At 62.3% G+C, this 16,827-nt stretch carries 14 protein-coding genes; 9 read left to right on the top strand and 5 right to left on the bottom strand.

The features are described 5' to 3' along the window. Window positions 1–18 precede the first annotated feature (18 nt). Complete coding sequence (locus tag QQL24_RS27150) at window positions 19–918, bottom strand: LysR family transcriptional regulator (protein WP_284315426.1); 900 nt, start codon at window positions 916–918, stop codon at window positions 19–21. 292 nt (window positions 919–1,210) lie between these two features. Between QQL24_RS27150 and QQL24_RS27145 the strand changes: the two genes are divergently transcribed. From QQL24_RS27145 to QQL24_RS27125, 5 genes are all read left to right on the top strand, one after another. After that, complete coding sequence (locus tag QQL24_RS27145; protein WP_284315425.1) at window positions 1,211–2,242, top strand: aldo/keto reductase; 1,032 nt, start codon at window positions 1,211–1,213, stop codon at window positions 2,240–2,242. A gap of 5 nt (window positions 2,243–2,247) precedes the next feature. Beyond that, window positions 2,248–3,462 carry an MFS transporter gene (locus QQL24_RS27140; protein ID WP_284315424.1) on the top strand — a complete coding sequence of 405 codons (1,215 nt, stop codon included), beginning with the start codon at window positions 2,248–2,250 and terminating at the stop codon, window positions 3,460–3,462. Between the two features lie 91 nt (window positions 3,463–3,553). Then, window positions 3,554–4,159: a histidine phosphatase family protein gene (locus QQL24_RS27135; RefSeq protein ID WP_284315423.1), complete on the top strand. Its 606-nt coding sequence runs from the start codon at window positions 3,554–3,556 to the stop codon at window positions 4,157–4,159. Window positions 4,160–4,246: 87 nt separating this feature from the next. Then, window positions 4,247–4,828: a Pvc16 family protein gene (locus tag QQL24_RS27130; protein WP_284315422.1), complete on the top strand. Its 582-nt coding sequence runs from the start codon at window positions 4,247–4,249 to the stop codon at window positions 4,826–4,828. 6 nt (window positions 4,829–4,834) lie between these two features. Next, window positions 4,835–5,821 carry an NAD(P)-dependent oxidoreductase gene (locus QQL24_RS27125; RefSeq protein WP_284315421.1) on the top strand — a complete coding sequence of 329 codons (987 nt, stop codon included), beginning with the start codon at window positions 4,835–4,837 and terminating at the stop codon, window positions 5,819–5,821. Between the two features lie 357 nt (window positions 5,822–6,178). On the opposite strand, the gene QQL24_RS27120 is transcribed toward QQL24_RS27125, so the two are convergent. Both QQL24_RS27120 and QQL24_RS27115 read right to left on the bottom strand, forming a co-directional pair. Continuing rightward, window positions 6,179–6,304, bottom strand: coding sequence for a hypothetical protein (locus QQL24_RS27120; RefSeq protein WP_284315420.1), 126 nt, complete (start codon window positions 6,302–6,304; stop codon window positions 6,179–6,181). A gap of 346 nt (window positions 6,305–6,650) precedes the next feature. Beyond that, a complete protein-coding gene (locus QQL24_RS27115; RefSeq protein ID WP_284315419.1) occupies window positions 6,651–7,166 on the bottom strand; it encodes a methylated-DNA--[protein]-cysteine S-methyltransferase in 516 nt (171 codons plus the stop codon). Between the two features lie 198 nt (window positions 7,167–7,364). Between QQL24_RS27115 and QQL24_RS27110 the strand changes: the two genes are divergently transcribed. After that, window positions 7,365–8,432, top strand: coding sequence for a PA0069 family radical SAM protein (locus QQL24_RS27110; RefSeq protein ID WP_284315418.1), 1,068 nt, complete (start codon window positions 7,365–7,367; stop codon window positions 8,430–8,432). A gap of 119 nt (window positions 8,433–8,551) precedes the next feature. On the opposite strand, the gene katG is transcribed toward QQL24_RS27110, so the two are convergent. Then, complete coding sequence (gene katG, locus QQL24_RS27105; protein WP_284315417.1) at window positions 8,552–10,759, bottom strand: catalase/peroxidase HPI; 2,208 nt, start codon at window positions 10,757–10,759, stop codon at window positions 8,552–8,554. Between the two features lie 306 nt (window positions 10,760–11,065). On the opposite strand from katG, the gene QQL24_RS27100 reads away from it, so the two are divergent. Next, the gene (locus tag QQL24_RS27100) at window positions 11,066–12,004 is read left to right on the top strand and encodes a hydrogen peroxide-inducible genes activator (RefSeq protein ID WP_284315416.1); all 939 of its coding nucleotides are present in this window, start codon (window positions 11,066–11,068) and stop codon (window positions 12,002–12,004) included. A gap of 206 nt (window positions 12,005–12,210) precedes the next feature. Here QQL24_RS27100 and QQL24_RS27095 read toward each other — a convergent pair whose 3' ends face one another. Next, complete coding sequence (locus QQL24_RS27095) at window positions 12,211–13,248, bottom strand: class I SAM-dependent methyltransferase (RefSeq protein WP_284315415.1); 1,038 nt, start codon at window positions 13,246–13,248, stop codon at window positions 12,211–12,213. 577 nt (window positions 13,249–13,825) lie between these two features. Here QQL24_RS27095 and QQL24_RS27090 point away from each other — a divergent pair. After that, window positions 13,826–14,134, top strand: a complete 309-nt coding sequence (locus QQL24_RS27090) for a hypothetical protein (protein WP_284315414.1) — start codon at window positions 13,826–13,828, stop codon at window positions 14,132–14,134. A 678-nt stretch (window positions 14,135–14,812) separates the two neighbouring features. Further along, window positions 14,813–16,807 carry a putative bifunctional diguanylate cyclase/phosphodiesterase gene (locus QQL24_RS27085; RefSeq protein ID WP_284315413.1) on the top strand — a complete coding sequence of 665 codons (1,995 nt, stop codon included), beginning with the start codon at window positions 14,813–14,815 and terminating at the stop codon, window positions 16,805–16,807. Window positions 16,808–16,827: the final 20 nt, after the last annotated feature.

The raw sequence follows: 16,827 nt of genomic DNA, 5'->3' as shown, positions 1-16,827 counted from the left end.
AAATGGCCCTGAAGCGGCTCAGCGTGCGCCCCGTGCGCAAGCTTCCACGAAGGCCCGAAGCTTGGGCTGATTGCGGCTGGTGCGCGGGAAGTAGATGAAGAAGGCATCGCGCGAGGGCGAGAAGGCCTCCAGCACCGGCTCGAGCTGGCCTGCCGCCAGTTCCCGCGCCGACATCAGGCTGGATGTGTAGATCAGGCCGAGCCCCTCGACCGCCAATGCCCGGAACAGCTCGGGATCGCTGACCACCAGCGAGCCGGGCGGGTCGATGCTGAGCGCCTGACCCTCGCGTTCGAATTCCCAGCGATAGACGTCGCCGAAATCGGGTCGGCGATAGCGGATGCATTCGTGCTGGGCGATGTCCTCCGGTATTTGCGGCCGGCCATGCGCGGCGAGATAGGATGGCGCGCCCATCACGAGCCAGTTGAAGGATGGCGAGACTCGCACGGCCACCATGTCGCGGTCGATATATTCGCCGATGCGGATGCCGGCATCGAAGCCGCCGGCCACGATCTCCTGGCGGCTATCCTCGACGGTGATCTCGATCTTGAGATCGGGCCAGGCCTTGCGGAAATCGGGCATGATCGGCGTGACGACATGCGGTATCGCCACCCGTTGCACGAGGAGGCGCAGCGTCCCCGACGGCCGGGCGCGCGACTGAGTCAGCTCATCGAGCGTGGTGGTGATCGCATCCGCCGCCGGCGCCAATTGGGCGAGCAGCCTTTCGCCAGCCTCGGTCAGCGAGATCTTTCGCGTGGTGCGGTGAAGCAGCGGCAGGCCGAGCCGGCGCTCCAGCACCTGCAGCGCCTGGCTCACGGCGCCGGCCGTGACGCCGAGCTCGATCGCCGCCGCGCGGAAACTGCCCTGGCGCACGATGGCGAGGAATTCGGAAAGACCATCGAAGGAATCGCTGCGAGCCATGAACCCTGGGAGCGCGGACGTCCCTACGACACTCAAGTGAGTGTCGGACAATCCGCTCTTCCTCTCTCGTAAAGTGTATCGTTTCCAAGAGCGGACAGGATGTCCGCGCTCCCAGCATTATATAGCACAGCTAATCAGCCTGTGGAGCATTATGCGGGTTATGATGTCGCCAGGATCGGCCTATGTTCTTCCTATCGAGACCGCCTGGAGATGATCGCTTTTTAGGGCCGTCCCGCCTCTCTCGTTACTTGAGCAACGAGAGCTATCCTCTTCTTTTCACGGACATAATTCCATGCGCTACAACACACTCGGCGGCACTGGCCTGCTCGTGTCGGAAATTTGCCTGGGTACGATGACCTTCGGCGGCCGCGGTTTCTGGACCAATATCGGCACGCTCGACCAGACCGTCGCGGATTCCATCGTGGCCAAGGCGCTCGATGCCGGCGTGAATTTCATCGATACGGCGGATGTCTATTCCGAAGGCCTGTCGGAAGAGATCACCGGCAAGGCGATGGTGAATTCCGGCCGCAAGCGGTCCGACATCGTGCTCGCCACCAAGGCGCTCGGCCTGGTCGGCCAGGGCGTCAACGACCGCGGCGCCTCGCGCGGCCATATCATGGATGCGGTGAAGGCCAGCCTGAAGCGGCTCGGGACCGATTATATCGACCTCTACCAGATCCATGGTCTCGACCAGGTCACCCCGATCGAAGAGACGATGCGCGCCCTCGAAGATCTCGTGCGCCAGGGTCATGTGCGTTATGTCGGCGTCTCCAACTGGTCGGCCTGGACGATCATGAAGGCGCTCGGCATCGCCGACAGGCATGGCTGGACCCGCCCCGTCACCCTGCAGGCCTATTACACTATCGCCGGGCGCGACCTCGAACGCGAGATCGCCCCTCTGCTGGAGGCCGAGAAGCTCGGGCTGATGGTGTGGAGCCCGCTCGCCGGCGGCCTGCTCTCCGGCAAGTATGATCGCGAGGGCAACGGCCCCGAGGGCTCGCGCCGCGCCAGCTTCGACTTCCCGCCCGTCAACAAGGACCGCGCCTTCGACTGCATCGACGTCATGCGCGAGATCGCCGAGGCCCGCGGCGTCTCCGTGGCCCGCATTGCGCTGGCCTGGGTGCTGCACCAGCGCTTCGTGATGTCGGTGATCATCGGCGCCAAGACGACCGAGCAGCTCGACGACAACCTGGCCGCCACTGGCATCAAGCTCACGGCGGAGGAACTGGCCCGTCTCGACAAGGTCAGCGCCCTGCCGCCCGAATATCCCGGCTGGATGATCGAGCGCCAGAGCGCCAACCGCCTGCCGGCCGCGCAGAGCTGAATGCGATGGTCGACCAGACTCAAGCCGCTGCCATCAGCGAGGATCGGGGCCCGTCCGCGGCCCTGATCACCGTAGTGGCGCTGGCGACGGGCTCCCTCGTCGCCAATCTCTATTATGCCCAGCCGCTGGTCGCCTCGATCGGGCCGGCCATCGGCCTCAGCCCCAACATTGCCGGCTCCATCGTCAGCATCACGCAGATCGGCTACGGCCTCGGCCTCTTCCTGCTGGTCTCTCTTGCCGATCTCGTCGAGAACCGCCTCCTGGTGCTGGCGACACTGAGCTGCACGGTGATCGGCCTGATCGGCGCCGCCGTCTCCACCAGCGCCCTGCCCTTCTTCGCCGCATCGCTGCTGATCGGCCTCAGCTCCACGGGTGCGCAGGTGCTGCTGCCCTTCATCGCCCATCTCGTGCCCGCGGCGCAGCGCGGGCGCGTGGTCGGCAATATCATGGGCGGCCTCCTCACCGGCATCATGCTGGCGCGGCCCGTCTCGCTGTTCATCGCCGCAAGCTTCGGCTGGCGCGCGGTGTTCTGGTGTTCGGCGGTGCTGATGGTCTTCATCGGCCTGGCGCTGGCCCGCATGATGCCCAGGCACAAGCCGCATGGTGGCATGCATTACGGCCAGATCCTCGCCTCCATCTTCACTCTCGTCCGAGACCTGCCGGCGGTGCGCTGGCGAGCGGCTTACCAGCTCTTCCTGTTCGCCGCCTTCAACCTGTTCTGGACAGCCTCGCCGCTGATGCTGGCGGAGCGCTTCGGCATGAGCGAGCATGGCATCGCCCTCTTCGCCCTGGCCGGCGCAGGCGGCGCCTTCGCCGCACCGATCGCCGGACGCCTGGCTGATCGCGGCCTCAGCCGCGCCACGACGGCCGGCGCCATGCTGACGATCGCCCTCGCCTTCTGGGCCACCGGCTGGGCCGCCGCGGCATTGGCCATCGCCGTCCTGGTGGTGCTGGCGGTGATCATCGACGGGGCGGTGCAGGCCAACCAGGTCGTCAGCCAGCGCATCATCTTCTCGGTGCCACCGCAGGTGCGCGGGCGCGTCAACGCCTTCTACATGACCTGCACCTTCATCGGCGGCGCCATCGGCTCGGTGCTGGGCACGCTGACCTATCACTGGGGCGGCTGGACGGCGACCGCCATCGTCGGCGGCTCCATGGGAGCGTTCGCCCTGCTTCTCTTCTTCCTGGAGCTCGGCAGAGCCAGGGTGGTACCGGTGTAGGGCATGGGCGCTGCGATTTCCTTAGATTCCAGCTTGCTTTATCACCCTGTCCTGATGCATTTTCTCAACAAGAATTACCGGGGCACGTCTGTTGAGCAAAGCCAGGATCGCTTATTTCATCACCCATGCGGAGGTCGAGATCGATCCTGCCATTCCCGTGCCGGACTGGCGCCTTTCGCTGCGCGGCCGGGCGCGCCATGAAGCCTTCAACCGGCGCGGCTTTGTCGGCGGCATCGGCGCCGTCTATTCCAGCAATGAGGAGAAGGCCCGCAATGGTGGCGACATCCTTGCCCGCCATCTCGGCCTGCCGCTGCAGGTGGTCGAGGCCCTGCACGAGAATGACCGCTCGGCCACCGGCTATCTGAAGTCGCAGGAATTCGAGGAGACGGCCAATGCCTTCTTCGCAAATCCCGAGATCAGCATCCGCGGCTGGGAGCGGGCCATCGACGCCCAGGCCCGCATCGTCGCGGCCGTGACCGGCATCCTCGACAGGGATCGTGGCGAGGGCGATATTGCATTCATCGCCCATGGCGGCGTCGGCGCACTGCTGCTCTGCCATCTCCTAAAAGCACCGATCAGCCGGACGCATGACCAGCCCGGCGGCGGCGGTCACTACTTCGCCTTCGAGACCAGCACGAGGCATTTGCTCCATGGCTGGAAGCGTATCGACGAAGAGGCACCGGTAGCTGCGTCCTGACGGCAGGCCCCTGGTCAGCCGACCGCCGGACCCGCCTTGTATCCAGATGTATATATAGACCACCACCGCGCAGACAGGAGATCCGTCATGACAGCAGCTCTCGCCATCGCCGCCACCAGCGAGATCCTGCGCTTCCTCGTCGACGAGGCGCTGCGGAAGACTGGGCAGGCGCTGAACTTCACACCGCCCGCGGTCACCATCGGCTCGCCGCCGGCGGATGAGGCCGAAACACCGAGCGTCAACCTGTTCCTCTGCCAAGCCGTGCCCAACACGTCTCTCAGAAATACACCCGGCTTCGTGCGCGGTCCTCTCGGCGATCGGCCGAGCCAGCAGCCCTTGCTGCTTGACCTGTTCTATCTGGTCAGCGCCCATGGCCCCGGCAGCGCCCGCGAGATCGGCCTTGGCGCCGCCATCGAGACCCTGCAGGACACGCCTGTCGTCACCACGACGCTCATCCACACCGCCTTGACCAGCCTGGCCGGCGATCCGGACCCACTGCGCCGGGCCCTTGCTGACCAAGCGGTGATCGACGGCTTCGAGAGCATCACCGTCAAGGCGCAATCCCTCGGCCTCGACAGCACGGCCGGCCTATGGATCGCCGCGCGAGCGCCCTTCGGCCCAAGCGCCTTCTATGTCGTGACCATCGCTTTCAAGGATCCGTCCGCCTGAAAGGGAGTGGAGGAGACCGCCCCTCCAATTCGCACGATCGTTCAAGACGGCTCTCGCCTCGACCCCTACGCTCCCAGCCGAACAACCGGACTGGCGGGAGAGAGCATGGCGATCGGTTTCATCGGCCTGGGCGTGATGGGCGAGGCCATGGCTCTCAATCTGGTGCGGGCGGGCACGCCCCTCCTCGTCTGGAACCGAACCCCCGACAAGAGCAAGATCCTGCGCACCGCCGGCGCCGAGGTTGCGGCCAGTGCCGACGAGGTGTTCGCGCGCGCCCGCATCGTCATCCTGATGTTGGCGAGCGATGCCGCCATCGACGCCGTGCTCGGCCGCTTCACGCCGGCTTTCGGCACGCGCATCGCCCGGCAAGTCATCGTGCAGATGGGCACGATCTCGCCCGAGGCCTCGCTTGCTCTGGCCAAGGATATCGAGGTCGCCGGCGGCAGCTATGTCGAGGCACCCGTCTCCGGATCGCGCAAGCCAGCCGAGGCAGGCCAGCTCGTCGGCATGCTGGCAGGCGATGCCGCAGCGATCGACGAGGTCCGGCCGCTGCTGGGGCCAATCTGCCACCAGACCTTCCTGTGCGGCGAGGTCCCGGGCGCCCTCACCATGAAGCTCGCCGTCAATCTCTATCTGATCACCACCGTCACAGGCCTCGCCGAGGCCGCGCATTTCGCCGAGCGCCACGGTCTCGACATGCGGCAATTCCAGGCCGTGCTCGATGCCGGCCCGATGGAGAGCAATGTCTCGCGCATCAAGATCGCCAAGCTGGTCGCGCATGATTTCACGGCCCAGGCCGCCATCTCCGACGTGCTCAAGAACAACCGCCTGGTGGCCGAGGCGGCGCGAAAGGCAGGGATCGCCTCGCCTCTGCTCGACGTCTGCCATGCCCTGTTCGGCGAGACCGAAGCCATGGGCCTCGGCCAGGCCGATATGGCGGCGGTGGTCCGCGCCATCGAAGCCCGGACGGATGGAAGCCCGACGTCGGCCTGACCGCTCGCAGGCCGTAAGCCCGATCGATCCGGAGCGATCTGGCTTGGAGGGATGCATTGTCACCCTAATTCCCAAGCGTTCTCATTCCCAAATTCCAAGCGCTCTCATTCCCACGCCCTTTCCGGCTGGGTTGATGAGGAGACCGGGCGATGGCGGCTGCGGAGCAGCCGTGAAAGCATGATCATGGAAGATGCAGGCCGCACTGTCGGTGCAGGCCGCCATCGCCCCGTTCCGGTTGCCTGGCCCGCTGACAAGGCGTGCAAGGCCACCTGTTTTTCCGCCTTATGAAGGCGGAGGCGAGCCGGGAGCGGATGGCACGGACCATCCGAACCTGACCAGCCGGCTCGGTCAAGGGGCTCAGCGCTGCAGTCCTGGCCGGACAGTGGCATGAACCGTCTTCACCGCATCGGCGGGAGATGGGACGAAGGCGGTGCCGGGCTCAAGCCCGTCACGCTCCGTCCAGGGATCACAGGGCACTTCCATGGGGTGCCGATCCCTCTGTCCCGCTCATCACCCCTGGAGGCCCGCTTCGAGAGAAGCAGGACCGCCGTGCGCGCCTGCCGCTTGGACAGGCTGTCGGGGTGGATGGAGGCGTTCGGAGCCGGGTTGTACCTGCGCCGGCTGCTGACGCTTCGTTCCGTTAAGGAATAAAGCATGGCATCGAACGAAAGTCAATCCATGTACTTTTTATGTTCCAGACCATCGCTTCAGGTTTAGGTGATACTTGGAGATCACCGGCGTGGCGCTCATGCGCGCTAACTTTGCGGGGCGAAACGAGGGAAACTGGAGGGGCGATCACCGATCGCCCTCTTCCTTCCCCCCAAACGCATCATCGTGCCGGCGCGCCCTCCAGCCCGAGCAGGCGCGCCTTGACCTCCAGGCCACCGGCAAAGCCGGTTAGCTCTCCGCCCGAGCCGACCACGCGATGGCAGGGCGCGATTATCGAAATGGGGTTGCGTCCGTTCGCCGCCCCGACGGCCCGCACCGCCTTGGGGCTGCCAAGCTGCCGGGAGATCTCGGCATAGGTGCGCGTCTCGCCGAAGGGAATGGCGAGCAGGGCGGCCCACACCTTCTTCTGGAAATCGGTGCCGGCGAAATCGAGCTCGATATCGAAGACCTTGCGGGCACCGGCGAAATAATCGCGCAGCTGCCGCTCGGTCTCCAGGAGGATCGGATGATCCTGCGCCTCCGCCACGATGTTGAGGCGCACGCGTCCGGGTCGGTCATCCTCCCACAGGATCGCCGCCAGGCCATCCTTGCTGGCAACCAGCTTGAGCCGGCCCACGGGGGTCTCCGTCCATTTGTACAAATAGTCCTTCGCTGCGCCTTTGATTGCTCCGGCCATATCGACCTCCTCGTTCAGATTCGGAGCACCGCCGCCCCTCGATGATCGCTTTGTAAGGCTTGCCGGCGACCTTCACCGCCCGTTTTCTGCTGCGCTGGAGGTTGCATTCCTATGTCGGGAAATGCCGGTCGAGACTCGAAACCGCAAGCAAATCATGCTAGAACAAAAAGTGAACATATCTGTAGAAAGAACGCCAGCATGCCTCCCATCGCGAGCAAGGGCCGCGCCTCGCAGTCCAACGCCTCCGGCCGCTTCGAAGGCTTGGCGCGCGAAGCCTTCGACGATGGCTGGAGCGACGAGGATGCGCCGGTCGTCCGCCATGAGACCACGCTGACATCAGAGAAGGCGCGCACCATCCTCTCGCGCAATGACAGCCCGGACCTCGGCTTCGATCGCTCCATCAATCCCTATCGGGGCTGCGAGCATGGCTGCATCTACTGCTTCGCCCGTCCGAGCCACGCTTATCTCGGCCTCTCCCCGGGCCTCGATTTCGAAACGAAGCTGTTCTTCAAGCCCGACGCCGCCGCGCTTCTCGACGCAGAACTGCGCCGGCCCGGCTACCGCGTCGAGCGCGTGCAGCTCGGCGCCAACACCGACCCGTACCAGCCGATCGAAAGGCGGCTCGGCATCACGCGCGCGGTCATCGAGGTGCTCCAGCGCTTCAACCATCCGCTCGCCATCACCACCAAGAGCGTGCTGGTGACGCGCGACATCGACATCCTCGCGCCAATGGCCGAGCGAGGTCTTGCCATGGTGGCCATCTCCATCACTACGCTCGACCGCAGGCTGGCGCGCAGCATGGAGCCGCGCGCCTCGACGCCCGAGCGCCGCCTCGATGCCATCCGCCAGCTCAGCGCCGCCGGCATTCCCGTCGTCGTCGGCGTCTCGCCGATGATCCCCAGCCTCAGCGATCACGAGATGGAAACGATCATGGAACGGGCGGCCAAGGCCGGCGCCACCGGCGCCTATTATTCTACGCTCCGCCTGTCGCATGAACTCAAGGACCTCTTCCGCGAATGGCTGGCCGTCGAGCAGCCGGGACGAGCCGCCCATGTGATGTCGCTGGTGCGGCAATTGCGCGGCGGCCGGGATAACGACCCCCGCTTCGGCAAGCGCATGACCGGCGAAGGCCCGCTCGCGGACCTGCTCGCAAGGCGCTTTCACCTCGCCCGGCAGCGGCTCGGCCTCTCCGATCGCTTTCCGGCCTTGGATACCAGATTGTTCCGGGTGCCGACAAGAAGCGGCGACCAGCTCAGTCTGCTGTGAAGGCCATCGCGTATCTCCTTGGAAGACTTGGATCGTGCCCATGAACGCAAAACGCCCGCCATCATATTCGATGGCGGGCGTTCGGCTTTGACCGTCGATCGGCGATCCGACCCTGAAAATCAGACCAGATCAAACCGGTCGAGGTTCATCACTTTGGTCCAGGCGGCCACGAAGTCATGCACGAACTTCGCCTGCACGTCGCTGGAACCATAGACTTCGGCGAGAGCACGCAGCTGGGAGTTCGAGCCGAAGACGAGGTCGACGCGGGTGCCGGTCCACTTCACCTCGCCCGTGGCGCGGTCGCGGCCCTCGAACACGTCGTCCGCTTCCGAAACCGCCTTCCAGACCGTGCTCATGTCGAGCAGGTTCACGAAGAAGTCGTTGGTGAGGGCCCCCGGCCGCTTGGTGAGGACGCCGTTCTGCGAATGGCCGACATTGGCGTCGAGCACGCGCAGGCCGCCGACGAGAACCGTCAGCTCCGGCGCGGACAGCGTCAGGAGTTGGGCCCTGTCGACCAAGAGCCCCTCGGCCGAGACCGTGAAGGCGCCCTTCAGGTAGTTGCGGAAGCCGTCGGCCTTCGGTTCGAGCACCTCGAAGGATTCGATGTCGGTCTGCTCCTGCGTCGTATCGGTACGGCCCGGCGTGAAGGGAACCTCGACCTCGTGGCCGCCATCCCTGGCCGCCTTCTCGACCGCGGCGCTGCCGGCGAGGACGATCAGGTCGGCAAGCGACACCTTCTTGCCGCCAGACTGGGCGGCGTTGAACTCGGCCTGGATCTCTTCCAGCGTGCCGAGCACCTTGGCGAGCTGGGCGGGCTGGTTGGCCTCCCAATCCTTCTGCGGCGCCAGGCGGATGCGCGCGCCATTGGCACCGCCCCGCTTGTCGGAGCCGCGGAAGGTCGAGGCCGAGGCCCAGCCGGTCGAGACCAGTTCGGAGACCGACAGGCCCGAGGCGAGGATCTTCGCCTTGAGGGTGCTGATGTCCTGCGCGTTGATCAAGGGATGATCGACGGCGGGGACCGGATCCTGCCAGATCAGTTCCTCGGCCGGGACTTCCGGGCCGAGATAGCGCACGCGCGGCCCCATGTCGCGATGGGTGAGCTTGAACCAGGCGCGGGCGAAGGCGTCGGCGAACTGATCCGGATTCTCGAAGAAGCGCCGCGAGATCTTCTCATAGGCCGGGTCGAAGCGCAGAGCGAGGTCGGTGGTTAGCATCGAGGGCGCGTGGCGCTTCGAGGCGTCATGCGCATCCGGCACCATATTGGCGCCGGCTCCATTCTTGGGCGTCCACTGATGGGCGCCGGCCGGGCTCTTGGTCAGCTCCCAGTCATAGCCGAACAGGTTCCAGAAGAAGTTGCTGCTCCACTTCGTTGGGGTCGTGGTCCAAGTGACCTCCAGGCCGCTGCCGATGGCATCGGCGCCGATGCCGGTGCCATAGGTGCTGCGCCAGCCCAGGCCCTGCTCTTCGAGGCCAGCACCTTCCGGCTCGACACCCACCAGGGTGGCATCGCCCGCGCCATGGGTCTTGCCGAAGGTGTGGCCGCCAGCGATGAGCGCGACGGTCTCTTCGTCGTTCATGGCCATGCGGGCGAAGGTCTCGCGGATATCGCGCGCCGCTGCGAGCGGGTCGGGATTGCCGTTCGGCCCTTCCGGATTCACATAGATCAGGCCCATCTGCACGGCGGCGAGCGGATTTTCGAGGTCGCGATCACCGCTATAGCGCTTGTCGGCGAGCCAGGTGTCTTCTTTGCCCCAATAGATGTCCTCTTCGGGCTCGAACACATCGGCGCGGCCGCCGCCGAAGCCGAAGGTCTTGAAGCCCATCGATTCGAGCGCGACGTTGCCCGTGAGGATCATCAGGTCGGCCCAAGAGACCCTGTTGCCGTATTTCTGCTTGATCGGCCAGAGCAGGCGGCGGGCCTTGTCGAGATTGACGTTGTCGGGCCAGGAGTTGAGCGGCGCGAAACGCTGCGTGCCCGCACCAGCGCCGCCACGGCCGTCGCCGGTGCGATAGGTGCCGGCGCTGTGCCAGGCCATGCGGATGAAGAGCGGACCATAATGCCCGAAATCAGCCGGCCACCAAGGCTGTGAGTCCGTCATCAGCGCATGAAGGTCCTTCTTCAGGGCCTCGATGTCGAGCTTCTTGAACTCTTCCGCATAGTTGAACGTCTCGCCCATCGGGCTCGACAGCGCGGTGTTCTGGTGCAGAACCTTCAGATTCAGCTGGTTCGGCCACCAGTCCCGATTCGACCGCCCACCCAGGCTCGGGTTGAAGCGCCCATGTGGCACCGGGCATTTGCCGGTATTGCCCGCATCACTTCCGTCCATGATTTCCTCCGATCGTGGTTACACTGATTGAACATGTCCGTGCTCGGGACCTACGACACCGGGAAGACAATCCGGTGTCGTAGGTCCCCCGATCCGCAGCACCGGGAACGCCAAACGCCCCCTGCCTCGCTGCACTGAGATCGACCCAAAACGACCAATTGGGCTGCGCGAACGTTGAACATCACCTGAGCGGCACAAGCCTGTCCGCCTTGCGTGCGCTGCTCCTCATCTCTGCATCTAGAGGTCTACCAAACTGGGTCCATTAGTTTAAGTTGAGATTTCTGATCGCAGCGATAAGGTAGGGTTATGATCAATCTCACGCTCAGGCAACTGCGCTATTTCGAGGCGCTGGCGAGGCATGGTCATTTCGGGCGTGCGGCGGAAGCCTGCGCCATCAGCCAGCCCGCCTTGTCGATGCAGATCAAGGAATTGGAGGAATTGCTGGGAACGGCGCTGCTCGAGCGGGGCGCCCGCCAGGTGCAGCTCACCAATTTCGGCAAGGAATTCGCCCTGCGCACCCGCGACATCCTGCGCTCGGTCGACGAGCTTGGGAATCTCGCCCAGGCCACCCGGGATCGGCTGGTCGGACGGTTGCGCATCGGCGTCATCCCGACAGTCGCCCCCTATCTGCTGCCGACCATCATCGGCAATCTCAGTCGCCTGCATGAGGGGCTCGACATTCACGTGCGGGAGACGCTCACCCCCAAGCTGATTCAGGAGTTGGCCGACGGGCGGCTGGATACGGCCATCGTGGCCCTGCCGGTATCCGAGCCTTCCTTTACCGAGGTCGCCTTGTTCACCGAAGACTTCGTGCTGGTGCGCCCCGGCGAGGAGGAGGGCAAGCCGGTGCCCGATCGCGAGATGCTGCGCGAGATGAAGCTGCTCCTCCTGGAAGAAGGGCACTGTTTCCGCGATCAGGCGCTGGCCTTCTGCAACATTCATTCGGTGCTGACGCGCGAATTGCTGGACGGCAGCTCCCTGTCCACACTGGTGCAGATGGTCGGCGCCGGCATCGGTGTCACCTTGATCCCGGAGATGGCGGTGGCGATGGAGACACGCTCGGCCTCGGTGTCCATCGCCCGCTTCAAGGGCCCTCAGCCTTCGCGGACGATTGGCATGATCTGGCGCAAGACCAGCCCCCTGGTCGCCCAGCTCCTGCAGATTTCTGAGGTGGTGCGGGATTCGGCCGACACGCTACGCAAGCGGCACATCAGGACCATGCCGTCACCTGTTCCGGTGCTATGACAGCACAGCGGGCACCGGGCCGGAGCAGATGATACCGGAAGCACGTCGGCGAAGCGGCTGCGACATTGCCCACTCGGCCAGGGTGCCTCCGTGCGAAATTGTCGATGAATGCCATCAGGCACTCTGCGACCGCCCGCACGGAGAACTCCCGCGGCTGGCACGGCAAGGACGGGTCAGGCGTACGATTCCGCAGGCTCGCCGCCAGACTACTCCGTCTTCTGGATGATGCCGTAGACGATATTCCTGTTCTCGCCGAAAAACACCGTCGAACTCACGGCATCACCCCCGATGCTGTCATTGATGATGTCGTTCATGTCCGCTTCCGAACGGAGCAGCAGCGCCCAGTTCATGAAGGTCTCCATATAGCCATCCACGCCGATATTGTCCGCGAAGTTGGCAAACAGGAAAACGCCGTTCGGTTTCAGCATCTTGAGGCAGCTTTGGGTGAGCCTTACGGCCACCTTGTGGGATAGATAGTCGTAAAGGCCCGCGGCATAGACGAAATCGAACTGGCCGAGCTTGTAGGAATTGGCCAGGAGGCCCCGGACCGATCCCTTCACGGCCTGGATGCTCGTGCCCTTGAAGTCCCGCCTGATCGATTCGACGCTGAGAGGGTCCTGGTCCAGGGCGACCCAGCGAGAGATCCGGCCTTCCCGTAAGGCCGTCGATCGATTGGCCTCGCGCAAATGTCCGGCGGCAATAGTCAGAATCTCGGTCTCCGTTCCTTTGGCCGCGGAAATATCGTCGACATGCCGGGTCAGCAGATCGCGCCTTTCGCGAACGGCGACCGACGACGAGGCGTCTTTCGTGTAGTCGTAGAGTTTTGTGCCGATGGGCGTGGCATTCTCGATATGGTCACCGACATTCGCATGGCCGTAGATGAAATCAAGCAGGCCAGCATCGCCTGAGTATCCCCTCGGCTTCGTAAAGGACCACTTCGTGAATGGGTCTTGGAGAAAAAACCTTGCGACAGGATGTTCTTGAACGATCGGAATGACTGATTGCCAGACATTCCCATTGAGACGTTTGCGAAGAATATGAAGTTCACCGGCAAGCTTATCGATGATCAAACTTGGCTCATACCCCTTCTCAAACTGTATATTTGCATGACCCAACGTTCGTGAAACAGAAATCAGAGCTTCTTCGAACTGATGAGAATCAAACTGGGTCTTTTTTTCCAACAATGATTTTACGATCAGTTGTGGCGTAACAAGGCTCTTTCCATCCAAAAATACATCGCTCATTTAACTTCTCCTTGTGTCAACAACATAAAGAGCTGATTCTAGAAATATGAGATACTGCTCTCATATACTAAAAGGCTCTTACGTAATGTTAGAGCATTGATAGTTTTGGTGCTAGGGCAGGTGGCGTTGCTTGAAGAATGCGGCTCGCTGCGGGCCCGACACTGCGTGAGACGTGAACCGGGAGTCCGATTCTGCTTGTGCCTGCGCGTTCGTGCGTCCAGGGGAGCGGTTGACGACATGCCCCGCGGCATTCGTGCTGGCTTGGGATTGCCGTCTGCCGCTGACGTGTCGGCGCCCGCAACACGCGCGACGGCGCTGGAAGCAGGGGCAAGCCCGCGCATCGACAGAGGGATTATGGGGCTGGTTGGCGCGTTATCGCTCAGACGTTCGCGACATGGTAGGAGTTAGACGGTTCTCACCAAGTAGTAATCCCATTGGGGGATAGTGCGAAAATCTCACGGTTTGGCTACTATAGATGGTAACAACAATTGACGACCGTGCCATCAACGACCTGGATTCCGCGGTGCCAAACCCTCCCACACTGCAACTTCCAAAGGTCGAATAGAAAGGCTGTTGAATGAACCGCATGTCGTTTGCCGACGCCCTTGAAACGGCTTCGGAACAGATCGGCGCTCCCCTGACCGACGCCACTGCCGCCCTGCTCAGGAATGCCGCCATCAGGATTCGCAACGGCAATCTGGTGGCCTTGTCTCCCCATGTCGATTATTCGCTGGCGGAACTGGCAACGGAATTCGGAATTCCCAAGGACGAACTCATCCGGACCATTCTCAAGGACTGGGTCGAGGCGAACTATCCCATGGCCGGGATCGAGCGTGACGAGAAGTCCGGCGCAGCGTTGCGCCCCTCGTCAAAGCTCAAGCATTGATCCTGCCCGCCCGGGGAGAGCCGACCGACCTCAACCCACGGCTTATATAGACGGATCGGCAGGGGCTTCACGCAACGCCAGCGTAATCATCACCCGGCGAGAGACAAACCTCCCCTAGAGCGAAGCGCGTTTACACGTAAGCGCTCATTACTCTAACTCCTTGTTTTAACGCGTCTTTGCGATTCTTGCCGATTCCGTCAAATCGCAAAACGCTCTGGCTCCCCGCGATCCCCCAAGGCGCCACCCCTTCAAAGGTGGATCAATTTCCTCCCCTCGTCTCGACGAGTTCATCGCGTCGAGCCGGCCGGCTCGGCGCAGCCACTTGGCGCCCATGCTGTCAGATCCTGCTTCTGAAAAAGATCCGCCGCCGATGCAGCGTGCTCACCGCACTGTGTTTCGCCGTGCTCGTGTTACCCAGACACCTTCCATAGCGTAGATCGATCCTGTCAGAATCTTCCTAAGGTGTCCCTGGCGCATTCCCCATTGCCTCTTCAAGGTAAATAGCTACATAATCACCAGGTTCGACTCGAACCAGCGCAACCATATCTGGAATCGGATAATTATGGGAGGTGTGATATTTTGTGATCTTGGTTCCTTGACGGTAGAGACTGAAATCTGGTGTCACACTAAGGTTTTCAGCAACGTCAATCTTGAGTTTATATTGAACGCGGCAGCAACATGATCGATCAGTGGGCAATCCGGCCCTTGGCTGCGCAAGACGACGTAGATCGTTCCAGCCGAGAGGACACATCATCGGACCTTTACAGTCTTTATCGAAAGGAAGATGATTTTTTCGGGCGACAGTCGGTGAGGAAGGGCCTGTGGCTCGCTGTTCTCGCCTATCTCCTCTTTTCGATTACAGATATTATTCTTATCCCCGATGTATCCGTCAGCACGATTGCAGCCCGCTCTTCGATCAGCGTCCTATCCTTGGCAATTCTCGAGATCTTTATCCTCAAGGAAGGGAGCAAGGATGTACTGGAGATGGTTTGCGCCCTGGCTGTCGTACTGGGATATGCAGGCTGGTTGCTCGTTGCAATAAAAACCGAGCACGTGCAGAACTTTTCTCATTATATGGTCTTCGGCGCGCTCTTCATGATGGGCGCAAACCTGTTTTTTGCGTTCCGTTTTTCAATATCAGTTGTGTCATCTATTCTGATATTACTGTTCTTTTTTGTTTCCCTCGGGAGCTTTCCAGCCGACCTGCCCTACAAGATTTGCATTGGCACATTCTTTATGTCGTGCTTCGTGTTTACGGCTTACATAAACTGGAATCTCAATCTGGAGCGCTTCAACGTCTTCCTGAATGCACTGGAAGCCAAGCGGCAGCAGAAGGAAGCAGCCGAGCGGGGCCAGGCCCTGTTGCGGCTGTCGAGAACGGACCCGCTGACAAACCTCAACAACCGCCGCGCCATCGATGAGATATTGCGCCATTACCATGATGACTGGAGATATTTCGGCACAAACTTCGGAATACTGCTGATCGATGTCGATTTTTTCAAAAAATTCAATGACTATCACGGCCATCCGCAGGGTGACCATTGCTTGAGCCTCGTCGCAAAGGCGCTCGGCAGCATCACAAAATCATATGGCGGATCGATCGGACGTTATGGCGGCGAGGAATTCATCGCACTGGTGCGGGCTGATTGCAAAGAGCAGCTTATCGCTTTTGCTGAAGCCGTCCGCCGTACTGTCGAGGAGCTGGCGCTGCCGCATCGAGGACGGCGGGACCGTTCCTCGATCGTTACGGCAAGCATCGGGGCCTCCATCACCAGGGAGGGGACGGACGCGAAGCTCGAAAGGATGATCAGCGAGGCCGATCGCGCACTTTATCTGGCGAAGGCAAATGGCCGCAATTGCGTCCGGCTCTTCGAGCCCAACGATCCCGGTGGCAGCGATCTCAACGACAGGATCGCCGGAGCGCTGAAAGACGCCATCAACCGGGATCTCGTTTCGCTGGCCTATCAGCCGATCAAGCACATCGAGTCGGGCAGGATCGACACCGTCGAAGCCTTGATGCGGCTGCACACATCCGATGGCATGGAGATATCGCCGTATTTCTTCATTCCCATCGCGGAGAAGTACGGCACCATCCTCGATCTTCAGCTCTGGATGATCCGAACGGTCTGCACGGAGATATTGGCCGAGTGCGATGTCCTGAACGTCAGCGTCAACATATCGCCCATCGAGCTCAAGACCGCCGACTTCGCCGCTTCCGTCGCCGCCATTCTCGAGGAAACCGGCGCGCCCGGTGACCGATTGATCTTCGAGATTACCGAAAGGCTGGAGATAGAGCTGGAATCGGAGATATTGACCTGCATCCGCGCGCTGAAGCTGCTCGGGATCCGCATCTGGCTCGACGATTTCGGAACCGGCTTCGCGGGCCTTTCCTGGCTCCGCCTCATCGATTTCGACACCGTCAAGATCGATCGATCCTTCCTTGCCGACTGCGCGACGTCCGAAGGCAGGATCCTGCTGTGCGACATCGCGAACCTAGTGCGAAATCGCGGGCCCAACATCCTGGTCGAGGGGGTCGAAAGCAACGAACAACTGGTCCTCCTGCGAGAGCTCGGTATCGACCAGGCCCAGGGATTTCATATCGGGATGCCCTCCCCGGCGGAACGCCTTCTTCGGGGCGGCGCGATCCTCGCAACAGCGCGCGAAACCGTCTGATCCCTGTCCCGTCTCGGGAC

Origin of the sequence: Labrys miyagiensis (assembly GCF_030160835.1) — a bacterium.
Taxonomy (GTDB): Bacteria; Pseudomonadota; Alphaproteobacteria; order Rhizobiales; family Labraceae; genus Labrys; species Labrys miyagiensis.
The sequence above is the reverse complement of the archived record's forward strand: the minus strand, read 5'-3'. Positions and strand labels throughout refer to the sequence as shown.

Bases quoted from the DNA above. Each gene is read 5' to 3' on its own strand.
- QQL24_RS27150 (WP_284315426.1), bottom strand. From the start codon at position 918: ATGGCTCGCAGCGATTCCTTCGATGGTCTTTCCGAATTCCTCGCCATC.
- QQL24_RS27145 (WP_284315425.1), top strand. From the start codon at position 1,211: ATGCGCTACAACACACTCGGCGGCACTGGCCTGCTCGTGTCGGAAATT.
- QQL24_RS27140 (WP_284315424.1), top strand. From the start codon at position 2,248: ATGGTCGACCAGACTCAAGCCGCTGCCATCAGCGAGGATCGGGGCCCG.
- QQL24_RS27130 (WP_284315422.1), top strand. From the start codon at position 4,247: ATGACAGCAGCTCTCGCCATCGCCGCCACCAGCGAGATCCTGCGCTTC.
- QQL24_RS27120 (WP_284315420.1), bottom strand. From the start codon at position 6,304: ATGGAAGTGCCCTGTGATCCCTGGACGGAGCGTGACGGGCTTGAGCCC.
- QQL24_RS27115 (WP_284315419.1), bottom strand. From the start codon at position 7,166: ATGGCCGGAGCAATCAAAGGCGCAGCGAAGGACTATTTGTACAAATGG.
- QQL24_RS27110 (WP_284315418.1), top strand. From the start codon at position 7,365: ATGCCTCCCATCGCGAGCAAGGGCCGCGCCTCGCAGTCCAACGCCTCC.
- katG (WP_284315417.1), bottom strand. From the start codon at position 10,759: ATGGACGGAAGTGATGCGGGCAATACCGGCAAATGCCCGGTGCCACAT.
- QQL24_RS27100 (WP_284315416.1), top strand. From the start codon at position 11,066: ATGATCAATCTCACGCTCAGGCAACTGCGCTATTTCGAGGCGCTGGCG.
- QQL24_RS27095 (WP_284315415.1), bottom strand. From the start codon at position 13,248: ATGAGCGATGTATTTTTGGATGGAAAGAGCCTTGTTACGCCACAACTG.
- QQL24_RS27090 (WP_284315414.1), top strand. From the start codon at position 13,826: ATGAACCGCATGTCGTTTGCCGACGCCCTTGAAACGGCTTCGGAACAG.
- QQL24_RS27085 (WP_284315413.1), top strand. From the start codon at position 14,813: ATGATCGATCAGTGGGCAATCCGGCCCTTGGCTGCGCAAGACGACGTA.